Source organism: Exiguobacterium sp. A1_3_1 (assembly GCF_048985645.1).
In the GTDB taxonomy this organism is placed as follows: domain Bacteria; phylum Bacillota; class Bacilli; order Exiguobacteriales; family Exiguobacteriaceae; genus Exiguobacterium_A; species Exiguobacterium_A indicum.
Genome location: NZ_WBYY01000076.1, coordinates 1 through 13,663, shown reverse-complemented (window position 1 = coordinate 13,663; position 13,663 = coordinate 1). Strand labels below are relative to the sequence as shown.

Sequence of the window (13,663 nt, the reverse complement as noted above, 5' to 3'; positions counted from 1 at the left end):
ATGTGTATAAGAGACAGGTGCAACGTAACGCTTGCTGCGTGATCGATTTCATCTGCTTTCGTCGCGCGTCCTGCACCGAGAATCATTGCTGCAACACCGACTTCGTCAGCGATGATTTCAGAGACATAACCTGCTTTTGAAGCGACGAATGTTTTTTCGTATTTCGTTTCAAGTGCTTTTGTCATGTCGTCAACGAGTGACGCGTCGCCACCTTGAGCTGCGATGAACTTCTTGAAGACGTCAAGTGCTGCTCCGTTACCGAGACGTGTTTCGAGATCCGCATATGCTTCGTCGAATGTCGGGTAGAAATCACCGAGGACTGCCATGTGTGATGCAATCGTCAAGGCGATGACTTTCAAGTCACGGACATCTTTCCCTTGAAGGACTTCAATCGCTTCCTTGACTTCGTTTGCGTTTCCGATTTCAAAGCCGAGCGGCTGATCCATGTCTGTAATGACAGCAACCGTCTTACGGTTGACACTCTTACCGATTGAAACCATCTCTGTCGCGAGTGCTTTTGCATCTTCGAACGATTTCATGAAGGCACCAGAACCTGTCTTGACGTCGAGTACGATGCTGTCTGCTCCTGCTGCGATCTTTTTCGACATGATCGAACTTGCGATCAATGGGATCGAGTTGACCGTCGCCGTGACGTCACGAAGGGCGTAGAGTTTTTTGTCTGCAGGCGTTAGGTTACCCGTTTGACCGATGATTGCCATCTTAATGTCGTTGACTTGTGAGACGAACGCTTCTTCAGAAAGCTCGACGTCAAAACCAGGGAACGCTTCGAGTTTGTCGATGGTTCCACCTGTATGACCGAGTCCACGACCGCTCATCTTCGCAACCGGAATACCGATTGACGCAACGAGTGGTGCGACGATCAGACTGATCTTGTCACCAACACCGCCTGTCGAGTGTTTATCGACTTTTTTCCCGTGGATACGTGAAAGGTCGATCACGTCGCCCGAGTTGACCATCGCCATCGTCAAATCAGCGATTTCACGATCTGACATTCCTTGATAGAAAATCGCCATCGACATCGCTGACATTTGGTAATCTGGAATCTCACCGTTCGTGAATCCTTCTACCATTGCTTGAATATCAGCTGTTGCGAGTTCGCCACCGTCTCGTTTTGTTGCAATCAAATCTACCATACGCATAATCTAGTTCCTCCTCAGGAGTGTTTTGTGAGTTTTATAAACAGTCGTTACATTTTTTTGATCGAACCGCGAACGAGTGATAGGAAGTGTGCCCGGACACGTTCTGTCGTTTCGATGACTTCATCATGGTGTAACGGTTGGTCGAGAATACCTGCTGCCATGTTCGAGACACATGAGATCCCAAGGACTCGCATATCTGAATGACGGGCAACGATGACTTCTGGGACCGTCGACATACCGACGACGTCGCCACCAAGCATCCGTGCCATCTTGACTTCTGCTGGTGTCTCATACGTTGGACCAGTGTTTCCGAAGTAGACACCTTGACGGACACGGATTCCGAGCTCGTCCGCTGTTTCCTGTGCAAGACGAAGTAATTCCGCATCATACGGCTTCGACATATCCGGGAAACGTGGTCCCATCTCATCGACGTTCTTCCCGATCAATGGGTTCGTACCGAAGAAGTTGATGTGATCTGTGATCAACATCAAATCACCCGGTTCGAACGCTTCATTACATGCGCCCGCCGCGTTCGTGACGATCAATGTCTCGACACCAATCGCTTTCATGACACGGACTGGGAACGTGACCATATCCATCGAATATCCTTCGTAGAAGTGGAATCGCCCTTGCATCGCAACGACTTGTTTCCCTTCAAGAGTACCGAAGACGAGTTGTCCCGCGTGTCCTTCGACCGTTGATACTGGGAAGTTCGGGATTTCATGATATGGAATCGCGATCGGGTTTTCAATCTCATCCGCGAGGACACCCAGTCCTGAACCGAGAATCAATCCGATCTCCGGTTTTGCCTGCATCTTGCTTTCTAAAAACGAACGTGTTTCATTCCAGTTGACTGTCATCTGAATCGCTCCCTCGAATTATAGTTCTGTTAAAAAGCTTGTTCCATGTGCCGGCATCTTGACGGCGAAGTTTTCTGCGACCGTCGCTCCAAGATCAGCGAACGTTTCACGGATACCGAGCGGTTTTGCAACACCATTTTTATGGTAGGCAAGCAATGGTACGTATTCCCGTGTATGGTCAGTCCCAGCATGAACCGGATCGTTTCCGTGGTCAGCCGTGATGATCAAGAGATCGTCTTCGTTTAAGCGAGCAAACACTTCCGGAAGACGCGCGTCGAACTCTTCGAGTGCTTGTCCGTAGCCTTGCGGATCACGACGGTGTCCGAACAACGCATCGAAATCGACAAGGTTTAAGAAGCAAAGTCCGTTGAAATCACGATCGAGTTGTTTTACGAGCTGATCCATGCCGTCCATGTTCGACTTCGTACGGATTGCATCCGTGACACCTTCTCCATCGTAAATATCAGCAATCTTACCGAGTGAGATGACATCGAGTCCTGCCGTCTCAAGTTCGTTCATGACCGTCCGGTCGAATGGCTTAAGGGCATAGTCGTGACGGTTCGCTGTCCGGACCCACGCTCCTGCTTCGCCAAGGAATGGACGTGCGATGATACGACCGAGCATGTACGGGTCATCCCGTGTGATATCACGTGCGTATTCACAAATCCGGTATAATTCTTCTAATGGCACGACTTCTTCGTGTGCTGCGATTTGAAGAACAGAGTCTGCCGACGTATAGACGATCAAGGCGCCCGTCTCAACATGTTCTTGTCCGAGTTCGTCGAGAATTTCCGTGCCAGAAGCCGGTTTGTTCCCGATGATTTTCCGTCCTGAGAACTCTTCTAAGCGATGAATCAAATCATCCGGGAATTTTTCAAAGACACGGAATGGTGTATCAATCCGGAGTCCCATGATTTCCCAGTGTCCTGTCATCGTATCTTTCCCTGCAGATACTTCTTGCATTTTTCCGTATGCTGCAAGCGGTGCTTCTTCAGCTGAGACACCTTCGATCGGTTCGATATGCGAGAGACCGAGTTTTGCCATGTTCGGCATGTTGAGTCCGTTGCGTTCACGCGCGATGTGACCGAGCGTATGCGAACCAAGATCTCCGAACTGTTCAGCGTCCGGTGCTTCTCCGATTCCTACGGAGTCCATGACGATCAAAAATACACGTTTAAATGATTGAGCCATTTGCTGTTCCTCCTATATACGAGCTGTAGTTGTGCGATTCCCGTTACGATTTTTCCCGGAAAGGGACTAGACAAAACGCATCATTTGTCTGAAGTCAGACCTTTAAAAGATAGAACCATCATGCCCGTGGATGATGTTTCTTATACACGTCGTGAAGTCGTGCTTTGTTAACGTGTGTATACATTTGTGTCGTCGACAAATCAGCGTGTCCTAGCATTTCTTGTACGACGCGTAAATCGGCACCATTTTCAAGTAGATGGGTCGCGAACGAATGGCGCAGGACGTGCGGTGTGATCTCTTTTTCAATACCCGCTTCCTTTGCCCGTCGCTTGATCATCTTCCAAAACCCTTGCCGTGACAAACGATCACCGCGACTGTTCAAGAAGACATCGTCCGTCTGTTGACCGCCGAGACTATTGCGCGCGAGGTCAAGATATGTCCTGACGCTCTCAATCGATGTCGTACTCATCGGGATGATCCGGGATTTGTTCCCTTTCCCAAGACACGACAGATACCCGAGTTCGAGTTGCAAATCGTTCAACTTCAGTTGGAGCAGTTCGCTGACGCGCATGCCTGTTCCATAGAGAAGCTCAAGCATTGCTGCATCTCGTCGTGTAAGCGGATCGACACCGACGACCGAATCAAGCAAGCGTTCGACGTCCGTTTGACTCCAGACGACGGGCAACTTTTTCTCCGGTTTCGGTAAATCAAGATGACGAGACGGATCATGTGTTGCAAGTCTCTCTTCGACCAAATATTGATGGAACGAACGGATCGAGCTCGTCGCCCGGCGAACCGTCGATCGTGACTTTCGTACTTCAAGCAATCGTTCAATATGGTCGACGATATGATGTCGGTGAACCTGTTCGAACGAGGAAACTTCCGCTGTTTCAAGCGTCTGTAAGTATTGATTTAAATCATTTCGATACGCAGCTGCCGTATTCGCGGACATTTGCCGTTCAATCACTAAATAATTGATAAATGCTTCCAGTTGTTCACGCACTGAACTCATCCTCTTCGTTTACGAAATCGCTTACTTTCCCATCATATCAAAGGTGTAAACCGTTGTGAAGAGGTCTGACCTATAAAATTGAAAAAGAAAAACCATCCGAAATTTCGTCGGACGGTCAGACTGTTTGTGTTTGCGATTGTTCCAACGCTTCCCGAGCATGACGCTCTTGGCAGACACGGCAGACGCCATGGAATGTCAGGCGGTGATCCTTGATTTTAAAGTGGAATCGGGACACGATTTCTTTCTCTACTTCTTCTAGCATGTCGTCTAAAATCTCTTCGACGGATCCGCATTCGATACAGACGAGATGGTGATGCGAATGACTCGCACCTTCTTGTCGTAAATCAAACCGGGATACGCCATCTCCGAAGTTGACTTTATCGACGACTTCAAGCTCCGTCAATAATTCGAGCGTCCGGTAAACCGTCGCAAGTCCGATGTCGGAGTTCTTTTCTTTTACAAGGAGAAAGACATTTTCGGCACTGAGGTGATCCGACTCGTGTTCGAGCAGGACACGCACAGTCGCTTCACGTTGGGGAGTCAGCTTATATCCTTTACCGCTTAGCTGTTTTTTGATGCGTTCTACACGACTTTCCATCATAACGCCCCCTTTGTTCGAACTGATGCTATTATCATAGCTGATAATCAGTCTTTTTTCAAATTAAAATGATTATCAACTGAAAATCATTTAAATGAGAATCATTTTAAAGTACGAATTTGCCAATGCTGGATCGCCATGATCGTTTTCGCGTCAACGATCGTTCCGTTTGCAACGAGTTCGAGTGCTTCTTCGAGCTTCAATGTCTTATTCTCAAGAAACTCATCCTCATCGAGTTGACGATCACCGGCAGTCAGACCAATCGCTTCATAGATATGTACACGCTCACTGCAGAAACCAGGCGCACCGTAGAAATCAAAGACATGTCGTAACTCTTTCGCGACGTAACCTGTTTCTTCCTTTAATTCGCGTCCGGCACAATCGAGTGGATCTTCACCCTTCTCGAGTTTTCCTGCTGGAATCTCGATCGATAGACTCTCGAACGCCTTCCGGTACTGTTCTACGACGATCAAATCACCTTGTTCATCAAAAGCAATGATCGCGACGGCACCATTATGATAGACCAATTCACGGACCGAGGTATTGCCGTTCGGTAACGTGACGACATGTTTTTCGACGTCAAAGACTTTTCCTTCATAGATCACTTCACGTTCAATCGTTTTTTCTTCCATCGGATGTGTTCCCCTCTTCTATCTTAGTTTACGTTCTCTGTCATGATTAGTATGCCGTTTCCGACGTATTGCCGCAAGACTTCGAAATCGTCTTTTTCATCAGATATGATACACTAGAATGCAGAAGTTCCAAACTTATAGTTCATCTAAGAAAAGAGGGAATTGAACATGTCATTAGGATTAGGTACGATGACGATCTTAAAGCGCGGCCAGGAGGAAGCAACAGCAATCCTGCGGACGGCACTTGATGCTGGAATCACGCACTTCGATACAGCGGACGTCTATGCGAATGGAGCGGTCGAATCCATCATCGGTCAAACCTTCTCACAAGAGGATCGCAGTCGATTGTTCCTCGCCTCAAAAGGTGGGAATCGGATGAACGCGACCGGAACCGGTTGGACATGGGATCCGAGTTATGACTATCTAAAGCAAGCTTGTCTTGAAAGTTTGAATCGTCTTGAAACTCCTTATCTCGATCTGTATTACGTCCACGGCGGCACGATTGATGATGACATCGATGCGTCGATCCGCGCAATGGAAGATTTAAAAGTAGAGGGGAAGATCAAGGAATATGGTCTGTCGTCACTGCGCCCGAATGTCATCGAATATTGGCTCGAGCACAGTAATTTCTCTTACTTGATGACGCCTTATTCGTTGCTCGATCGCCGCATCGAAGAGTTGTTGCCACGCTTAAAAGAGAAAAACATCCAAGTCGTTGCCCGTGGTCCACTGGCAAAAGGACTCTTGACACATGAGAGTGCTTCACGCCTGCAGTCGGTTGATCGGTTCGAACAATTCGATAAGGAAACGCTTGAGGCGAGTCTACAAAAACTTCAAGATTTCCCGCTTCCGGCGCTTGCATTGCAAGCCATCGATCAACAGGTCGATATCGTCCTTCCTGGCGCGTCAAGCGTGTCACAGCTTCAGGCAAACGTCCAAGCGATGAAAGAGTCGATCTCGCAAGCTCAAATCGATCAGGCACTTGCTACACTACCGGTTCATCACTATACGGAACACCGGTGAGGTTTAACTCTTCATATCTCCGGGAAACTCCTTCTTTGTAACGTTCATACAGAGGAGGAGTTTTATTATGGCTCGTATTTTAATCGTATCAACAAGTGCAGATGACATGAATGGTCACAAAACAGGATTATGGTTCGAAGAGTTCGCAGCACCATACAACCTGTTTAAGGATGCAGGACATGACGTGACGGTCACTTCGATCAAAGGTGGCGACGTCCCGATCGATAAAGCATCGATCGTCAAAGAAATCTTGCCGAAATTCCAAGATGCACGCCGTGCGTTGCACGACACGAAAGCACTCTCAGAAGTCGATCCAGCATCATTTGATGCTGTTTACTTCCCGGGTGGTCACGGTGCGGTCGTCGACTTCCCGAATAACCCACAAGTGGCAGGTGCCATTGAAGCTGTCATCAAAAAAGATGGCGTCGTCGCATCAGTCTGTCACGGTCCAGCGGCCTTCGCGCACGTCATGATCGATGGCAAACCTTTCGTTTCAGGTCGTCAAATCAACGGCTTCACAGACGAAGAAGAAAAATCGACAGGTCTCGAAGATAAAGTACCATTCTTGCTTGAGACGACACTCCGTGGCGAAGGCGCTACTTTCCTCACATCGGATGCTGGTAAGGAATTCGCCGTCATCGATGGCAACGTCGTCACAGGACAAAACCCAGCGTCAAGTGAAGCAGTCGCAAAACTAGTCCTCGCGAAACTGGCGACACAAGCTTAATACGATACCTTTATACAAAATGGAGCACGCGACATCATGTCGCATGCTCCATTTTTTGTCGTACGTTATAGACGGTGAAGTGAATCCAATCGTTCGAGATCAGCTTCTGTCTCACGTGTTTTTTGTTCGAGTCGCTTTAACTCGTCCTCGAGTTGTTGCTGTTGGGCTTGCAATGCAGATCGTTCTTCCTCCGTATAGGAACGTGCTACTTCTTTTTCTTTGAGATACCACCATTTTTTGACCTTTTTAGGTGGCGGTCCGAGTTCAATCTGTTGCTCGTGTTGTTTGACCTCATCTATTTGTTCAGCATGCGCCAATTGAAGTTGCTTCAATTCCGCCTCATAAGTAGCTTGTCTTGCTTCAAGAATTGGCGTGAGGTACACGAGGATATGCGCAGTAAAGTCTCGCTTGACGACCCGTCGTAACACATCTCGCCGAAGGGAAGCTTCCGAATGACCTGAGGCATTCTCCCAAACGATTGAATCCGCTCGTTCTAGAATCTCCTCTTCTTCTGCTTCTCCGAGCCAACGTAATTTCAGCAATAATGGTTCAAGGAGTGCCTCTTCTACATACGCCGTAAATTGCGAATACGAGATCGCTTCTCGTATCAGCGGTTCTTCATGTAAGCGAAATAATGCTTCCGCCTCTTCCTCAATCCAGTCTTCATAGTCATTAAAGTACATCGATTCTCTCCTTACTAAATCCTATTACAAAATAAAACTGGCTCGAATCCGCCATCTACATGACAGTCGAGCCAATATTGTTAGACGTTTGCTTCGTTCTTTTTGATTTCCGCGATTGCCCAGTCACACCAATCCAAGTAATTCAACATCATACGCAAGCCGTACTCACTCGTCAAGGTCTCCCCTAGTGTTGCACCGTTCTCGAGGTGGTCGTGACGCCAACTATGCATCATCTCGACGGCAAATTGATGGTGCCGCTTCGACTCTTCCAAATAAGCAACGGCTTCCTCTGGTGGGAGCAGATGCAAGAGCGACACCCGCATCAAGTTCTCATCCTTCATCTTCGGTTTGAATTCATTTGGTGTCCGTAACCATTCAACGAGCTCCGTACGCCCTTTATCGGTAATCGAATAGACTTTCTTGTCCGGCAAGTCTTCTTGGACGATATGAACACTCGTCACGAGCTCTGCCTCTTCCATTTTCAACAACTCTCGGTATATTTGAGTATGGTGTGCGGTCCAGAAGTGGATCATCTGTTTTTTAAAAGTCGCGCTTAAATCGTAACCGGTCGCTTCCCCTTGGGTCAGCAGCCCGAGTAGTGCAAATCGTAATGCCACTGGCTGCACCTTCTTTCCTTCTTTTGTATATATACTTAATTATCTCAAATATATCTTAATTTCGCTACTCTTGCGTCGAACGAATGTACGATTAAAAAAAGACCTGCGAGCGAAATCACATTCGATCGTAGGTCTTCATGCGTTATTTCTTTCCCATTCTTTCTATTTACGTAATTGCTCGATTCCCTGTCGTACATGTCTCCAGTAAGAAGAAGGATGCGGAACGAATTGACGACGATCGAACCACTCGCCTGTCGTGTCCTGAATACGCTCGATGGACATGTCAGCAATTCGCTCAAACTGCTCGATCGAAAAAGCAATCAATCGCTTCACTTCTGTTTCCTGGAGGACGTATGCGTCTATCGCTTGATCACTTCGAGCAAGAAAGACATGGCATCGCTCACAGTCCCATAGTGACGCATCCCGAAACTCCTCTTCCTGGATGCCAAGCGGTATCAATTGATCAAACGTACACGTCAAACCAATCTCTTCCTCGAGTTCCCGGACACCATCCTCGACTGTCTCATTCGCAAGCAAGTGACCCGCTGCCGTGATATCAAGCATTCCTGGAAAGTCCTTCTTTTGTTCAGACCGTTGCTGGAGCAACACGACGTCCCGCTTTGGATCATAGACGAAACAATGAAACGTTTCATGCCACAAGCCGTTTGCGTGGACTTCTGATCGTGGACGAGGTCCGAGCAGGTTGCCCGCTCGATCCACGGTCATGATCATCTCTTGTTCACTCATCGCAACACCTTCGAAGCTTGATGGAACCGCTCCCCGACCGTATAGAGTTCAGCAATCAAGAAGACAATTGCGATCCAAATGATGGCACTTGGGAACAGGATCATCGCTGTTAGGAATAAGAACCCTTCCGTCCGCTCGACGAGTCCCGGTTGATATTGAAACGACTTGTAGCCGTAATTTTCACTGACTGCTCCGATTGCAAGGAACATCGTCATCCCAATGACGAATGATGCGACGAGCAACAGAATAACGACCTGCGTTTCCGGAAACCGAAGCGCAAGTCCAATCAATACTGACAGCTCGACGATCCGGTCGAGAACAAGGTCAAGAATCGTGCCGATTGGAGTCGTCTTTTCTTTTCGTGCCATCGTTCCATCGATGACATCAAGCATGCCCGAGATCCACAACAAGACAATCGCCGTTCCCATCATGTCGTTATAGACGAAAAAGCCCGTCGCACCACCGATGATGCCGGAAATGATCGTCACCTGTGTCGCCGATAATCCAATTTTCTTAAATAAGGTCGCCCCTTGATCAAATAGGGGTTGAACGATTTTACGCGCACGCGTATCTAACATGTCACCCCTCCTTTCTAACGATATAGCCTTCTTTCTCATGAATCGTCTCGTCTGAAGAAAGCACGAGCCGTTCTCCGGACGCCCGTTCGACTTCGTAGAAGCGAACGCCGTATTGAATGAGTTCTTTCGTAATCGTAACACGTTCATCCGTTTCCTTCGTCGGTCTTGAGACCAAGTTGACTGCCGTCAGCGGATGCCATGTTTCTTCAATCTGAATGCCTTCGCCAAAAAACGGGCTGGTCTGGCTCAGCGTAATCGGTGTACCATGATCGACGATTCGCCCCTGTTCTAAGACATAAACGACATCTGCCATCGCCATTGCCTCTTCCCGATCGTGTGTGACAAGGAGCGTCGTGACACCTTGTTCCTCGGTCAACTTCCGAATCAATGTCCGAAGTTCCCGTCGTCTCGGTACATCTAGACTCGAGAACGGTTCATCGAGCAACAAGAAGTCCGGTTGACTCGCCAGCGCACGAGCTAAACTCGCTCGCTGCTGTTCGCCCCCTGACAGTTCATGGACAGCACTTTTCCCTCTTCCCTCGAGTCCGACGCGATGTAACCAGGATTCGAGCTCGATCGGTGTTAATTGTTTTGCACCGAGACGGATGTTTTGTTCGACGTTCAAATGTGGGAACAATAGCGACCGTTGAAACATCATCGTCACACCACGTTGATTCGGCGAAAGAACAGTGACATCTCGGTCGCCGAACTGAATCATTCCGCTCGTCACGCGCTCAAGACCTGCAATCAGACGGAGTAATGTCGTTTTCCCACTACCACTCGGTCCGACTAAAGCCACACATTGTCCAGATGCGATATTTACATCGATATCAGACAATACATGCTTCGTTCCAAATCGTTTATTGACTTGTTGTATCGTGACTTCCATTTAAACGCCTCCGTACGATTCGTATCCAACTAGAAAAAATAACGGCTTGTCCAGCATAAAAGAGAATGGGCAACCCGATCAACCACAGCGTCGCTAGACGCGCCGCCCCTTGCGAATTACCAGAATACGCCGGGAATACTTCGAGTGATATCATGCGGACGATCCCACCACCAATCAACGCAACTAGTGCATACTGACTGATCGTGATCACCGTGACGAGTAGCGTCACGGATTGTAACGTCGACCGAAGCATCGGTCCCGTCAAATAGAACCAACGCTTGAACCGGTTTCCCTCAATCAAGACCATCTGTTCAAGCATCCGTTCTCCGAGCGCCTGAAATCCGTTCGTGTACAAGCGAACTGTATAGGGTAAGGTCGGCAGAAGCAACACGAGCAGTACACCAAAAAATCGATCTGCCAAACCAAGACGGATCCATGTCAAATAGAGACCGAATGATAGCAATAACACGGGAACGAACAGCGGCAAACTAATCAAGAACTCTGCTATACGAATCCGTTTCCCCGTTTGAAAGGCAATCGCTTTTCCTGCCATGTATCCGAAGAGATGATTTAACAATACGACGGCACAAATCATCGCGACGGTCGTGCCGAGCGTCGCTTCTAGGCGCGGATTCCAATTCCACTCTCCTGGAATCAAACCAATTAAAGGAACGATGAACAGGAGTACAACGAATACGGTCACACTGATTTTTTTCATCATTCGCTTCGCCCCCTACTGATCTTCGTTGCCAGTGGGCGTGTCAAACCAGTCATAAGCAATAGCAGGAGGAAGAGTCCTCCCGTCAAGACGACACTCATTGCAAAAGCGAGTGGTTGCTCCGATAAATCGCCTTGTGTATACAAATCGAATGCATAGACGCCAAGTAATTTTGGATAGGTCACGCCGAGCAGTGCTGGAATCTCATATGCGAACAGGATGAAGGCAAGCAAGATAAATGCTGCCTCAAGCATCGGAACGAGTAGGAAAACGCCCCGCGCATGCCAGAATCGGCGCACTGGTGATAAACCGAGCATCATACCGAGTTCTTGATAACGCGAATCAAGGCGCCGGACCACCGGTAAGAGATAAAAAAACACGAACGGAATTTCTTTATACAGATACGTCAGGATGACACTAAAATAATTCCCTTCATGCGGTCCGATGACAGGCACATCACTCAAATAGAGAATCGCGAGGTATGCTGCTCCTAGATGAGGGATGAATAAAGGAATCGCAAGTAACGCAGCTAGTCGTGTTCTGCTCAAGAGCCTTGCGAGCACCACACCAATGATCAGCGCGAGCACCGTACTGATGATGGCCACGTAACTGCTGACGGCTAGACTCTCTAAAAAGACCTCATCCGTCAGTAGCTCGCGGTAATCAGCAGATGTCGTCATCGAGATACTGACCCATAACCCGTATAAGACCATCCCTGCCATCAAGAGTGCAGCAGGATACGCGTTACCGCGCCACACGAGACGGCCATTCCTTACGGATCATCTCGAAAATGGATGGGTCGAGTTCCGTCCGGACCTTTCCTTCAAAGACGCTTGGCTTTGGTGTCGACGGTGCAGCCGGTACATCAGCGAATTGCTTTTGTTCTGATGAATCAAGTGTCGATAAATCAAGACTCGTTCCGTCTCCCCAATACGTCGCATCGTATTTTTTCAACTGTGCTTCTGGTGATAACAACGTATTGATCGCTACGAGTGCGCCCTTCGGATTCGGTGCGTTGAACGGTACGGAAAGGAAATGCGTCGACGCGATTGATCCATCCTTCAAGACGATCGGACGTGTTTGTTTCGGAAACGTTCCTGACTTCACTTCTTGTTCAGCCCGTCGTTCGTTGAAGCCCATCGTGAAATCAACGTCTCCCTTCGCGTATAACTGATCGAGTTGGGCAAGTGTCTTTGGATAGGTCTTCCCTTTTTTCCAGAGATACGGTTTGATTTCGTTCAAATAAGTCCATGTCTTCTTGAAGTCTGCTTTCGGGTCTTTTAAGGTTTCATTCGATTCGACACCATACATGACGTGGCGGACGAAGGCATTCCCCGTAAAGTCCGTCACTTCCGGATAAGTGAAACGTCCTGGATTTTCCTTAACCCATGACTTCAGTGCTTTCAAGTCGGTCGGTGGCGACTTCACGTCAGCTGCGTCATAGTGCAACGTATATTGAACTTTCCCCCATGCGGCTTCAAGTCCGTCTGTTTTCGTACCACTATCTGAACTCTGTGCGGCAGCATCAACATATTTCATGTTCGGGAGGACTTTTGTGATTTCTCCATACAGTAAATCATCTTTTTTAGCATTTAAAAAATTATCGCCATTGATCCAGACGACATCGATGACACCTTTTTCCTTACCTGCCTGTTTCTCAGCACGCAGTTTTTGAATGATATCCGCCGTCTCGATCGGGACCCGTTCTAACGTGATGTTGTGTTCCTTCTTCAGACGCGGTGCTACGTATTCATCGATGTAAGCATTGATGCCGTCATCGCCGCCCCACATATACATCCGAACCGTTGACTTTTCCGCTTCTTTTTCGATCGTCTGATAAGAAGTCCCTAAGACATTCTTCGGTTCCGGTGTCGCATCCGGTGTTCCACAGCCTGCGAGCAGCGTACCTAGGGCAAGAAAGCTGATTACCTTTGTTTTCATTTATCGTTCTCCTCCGTCATCACTTTTTATCGAAGCCCGGTTTTCCTAACCACTCGATCAACCGTGGCATCACGCCGTACCCTTTTGCCGATAGCTCCATCCACCATGGTGCATTGACTTCACGTTTACGCCGCTCTATTGCTCGGACGACAGTCGAAGCTAGTCGTTCTTTCGATAGGACGATAGAAGCGACATTTTGCTCATACTTCCGGTCGACATCCGCACGGACAAAAAATTCTGTCGCGATCGGTCCTGGATCTGTCTCTTATACACATCTCCGAGCCCAC

General features: G+C 48.3%; 17 protein-coding genes. 3 read left to right on the top strand and 14 right to left on the bottom strand.

Features of this window, described 5'->3' with window-relative positions; translation table 11 throughout:
• From F8N00_RS09635 to F8N00_RS09610, 6 genes are all read right to left on the bottom strand, one after another.
• A partial coding sequence (locus F8N00_RS09635) for a pyrimidine-nucleoside phosphorylase (protein ID WP_421018119.1) occupies positions 1 to 1,160 on the bottom strand: 1,160 nt, incomplete at its 3' end.
• Between the two features lie 47 nt (positions 1,161 to 1,207).
• Positions 1,208 to 2,020 (bottom strand): purine-nucleoside phosphorylase, encoded by an 813-nt coding sequence (locus F8N00_RS09630; RefSeq protein WP_029341181.1) that lies wholly within the window; start codon positions 2,018 to 2,020, stop codon positions 1,208 to 1,210.
• An 18-nt stretch (positions 2,021 to 2,038) separates the two neighbouring features.
• Entirely contained in the window at positions 2,039 to 3,211 is a 1,173-nt protein-coding gene (deoB, locus tag F8N00_RS09625) for a phosphopentomutase (RefSeq protein WP_023467677.1), read from the bottom strand.
• 118 nt (positions 3,212 to 3,329) lie between these two features.
• Positions 3,330 to 4,214 carry a site-specific tyrosine recombinase XerD gene (xerD, locus tag F8N00_RS09620; protein WP_421018118.1) on the bottom strand — a complete coding sequence of 295 codons (885 nt, stop codon included), beginning with the start codon at positions 4,212 to 4,214 and terminating at the stop codon, positions 3,330 to 3,332.
• Between the two features lie 124 nt (positions 4,215 to 4,338).
• On the bottom strand, positions 4,339 to 4,821 hold the full coding sequence (locus F8N00_RS09615) for a Fur family transcriptional regulator (protein ID WP_023467675.1): 483 nt from the start codon (positions 4,819 to 4,821) through the stop codon (positions 4,339 to 4,341).
• Between the two features lie 101 nt (positions 4,822 to 4,922).
• Positions 4,923 to 5,453 carry an NUDIX domain-containing protein gene (locus tag F8N00_RS09610; protein ID WP_023467674.1) on the bottom strand — a complete coding sequence of 177 codons (531 nt, stop codon included), beginning with the start codon at positions 5,451 to 5,453 and terminating at the stop codon, positions 4,923 to 4,925.
• 168 nt (positions 5,454 to 5,621) lie between these two features.
• On the opposite strand from F8N00_RS09610, the gene F8N00_RS09605 reads away from it, so the two are divergent.
• Together F8N00_RS09605 and F8N00_RS09600 are read left to right on the top strand one after the other, a co-directional pair.
• The gene (locus F8N00_RS09605) at positions 5,622 to 6,476 is read left to right on the top strand and encodes an aldo/keto reductase (RefSeq protein WP_421018117.1); all 855 of its coding nucleotides are present in this window, start codon (positions 5,622 to 5,624) and stop codon (positions 6,474 to 6,476) included.
• A gap of 67 nt (positions 6,477 to 6,543) precedes the next feature.
• Positions 6,544 to 7,203: a type 1 glutamine amidotransferase domain-containing protein gene (locus F8N00_RS09600; protein WP_023467672.1), complete on the top strand. Its 660-nt coding sequence runs from the start codon at positions 6,544 to 6,546 to the stop codon at positions 7,201 to 7,203.
• 65 nt (positions 7,204 to 7,268) lie between these two features.
• Here F8N00_RS09600 and F8N00_RS09595 read toward each other — a convergent pair whose 3' ends face one another.
• From F8N00_RS09595 to F8N00_RS09560, 8 genes are all read right to left on the bottom strand, one after another.
• Complete coding sequence (locus F8N00_RS09595; protein ID WP_421018116.1) at positions 7,269 to 7,886, bottom strand: hypothetical protein; 618 nt, start codon at positions 7,884 to 7,886, stop codon at positions 7,269 to 7,271.
• An 80-nt stretch (positions 7,887 to 7,966) separates the two neighbouring features.
• Positions 7,967 to 8,503: a PadR family transcriptional regulator gene (locus tag F8N00_RS09590; RefSeq protein WP_023467670.1), complete on the bottom strand. Its 537-nt coding sequence runs from the start codon at positions 8,501 to 8,503 to the stop codon at positions 7,967 to 7,969.
• Positions 8,504 to 8,665: 162 nt separating this feature from the next.
• Entirely contained in the window at positions 8,666 to 9,250 is a 585-nt protein-coding gene (locus tag F8N00_RS09585; protein ID WP_023467669.1) for an NUDIX hydrolase, read from the bottom strand.
• Positions 9,247 to 9,828: a CDP-alcohol phosphatidyltransferase family protein gene (locus F8N00_RS09580; RefSeq protein ID WP_023467668.1), complete on the bottom strand. Its 582-nt coding sequence runs from the start codon at positions 9,826 to 9,828 to the stop codon at positions 9,247 to 9,249. Before F8N00_RS09580 ends, F8N00_RS09585 begins: the two co-directional genes overlap by 4 nt.
• A gap of 1 nt (position 9,829) precedes the next feature.
• A complete protein-coding gene (locus tag F8N00_RS09575; RefSeq protein WP_055967078.1) occupies positions 9,830 to 10,717 on the bottom strand; it encodes an ABC transporter ATP-binding protein in 888 nt (295 codons plus the stop codon).
• Positions 10,689 to 11,438 carry a hypothetical protein gene (locus F8N00_RS09570; protein ID WP_023467666.1) on the bottom strand — a complete coding sequence of 250 codons (750 nt, stop codon included), beginning with the start codon at positions 11,436 to 11,438 and terminating at the stop codon, positions 10,689 to 10,691. Before F8N00_RS09570 ends, F8N00_RS09575 begins: the two co-directional genes overlap by 29 nt.
• Positions 11,435 to 12,193 carry an ABC transporter permease gene (locus tag F8N00_RS09565; RefSeq protein ID WP_035398208.1) on the bottom strand — a complete coding sequence of 253 codons (759 nt, stop codon included), beginning with the start codon at positions 12,191 to 12,193 and terminating at the stop codon, positions 11,435 to 11,437. The genes F8N00_RS09570 and F8N00_RS09565 overlap by 4 nt, the downstream gene beginning before the upstream one ends.
• Complete coding sequence (locus F8N00_RS09560) at positions 12,180 to 13,376, bottom strand: ABC transporter substrate-binding protein (protein ID WP_055967072.1); 1,197 nt, start codon at positions 13,374 to 13,376, stop codon at positions 12,180 to 12,182. Before F8N00_RS09560 ends, F8N00_RS09565 begins: the two co-directional genes overlap by 14 nt.
• Between F8N00_RS09560 and F8N00_RS09555 the strand changes: the two genes are divergently transcribed.
• Positions 13,367 to 13,663 (top strand): hypothetical protein (locus F8N00_RS09555; protein WP_421018115.1); only part of this gene is annotated, 297 nt, incomplete at its 3' end. The genes F8N00_RS09560 and F8N00_RS09555 overlap by 10 nt on opposite strands.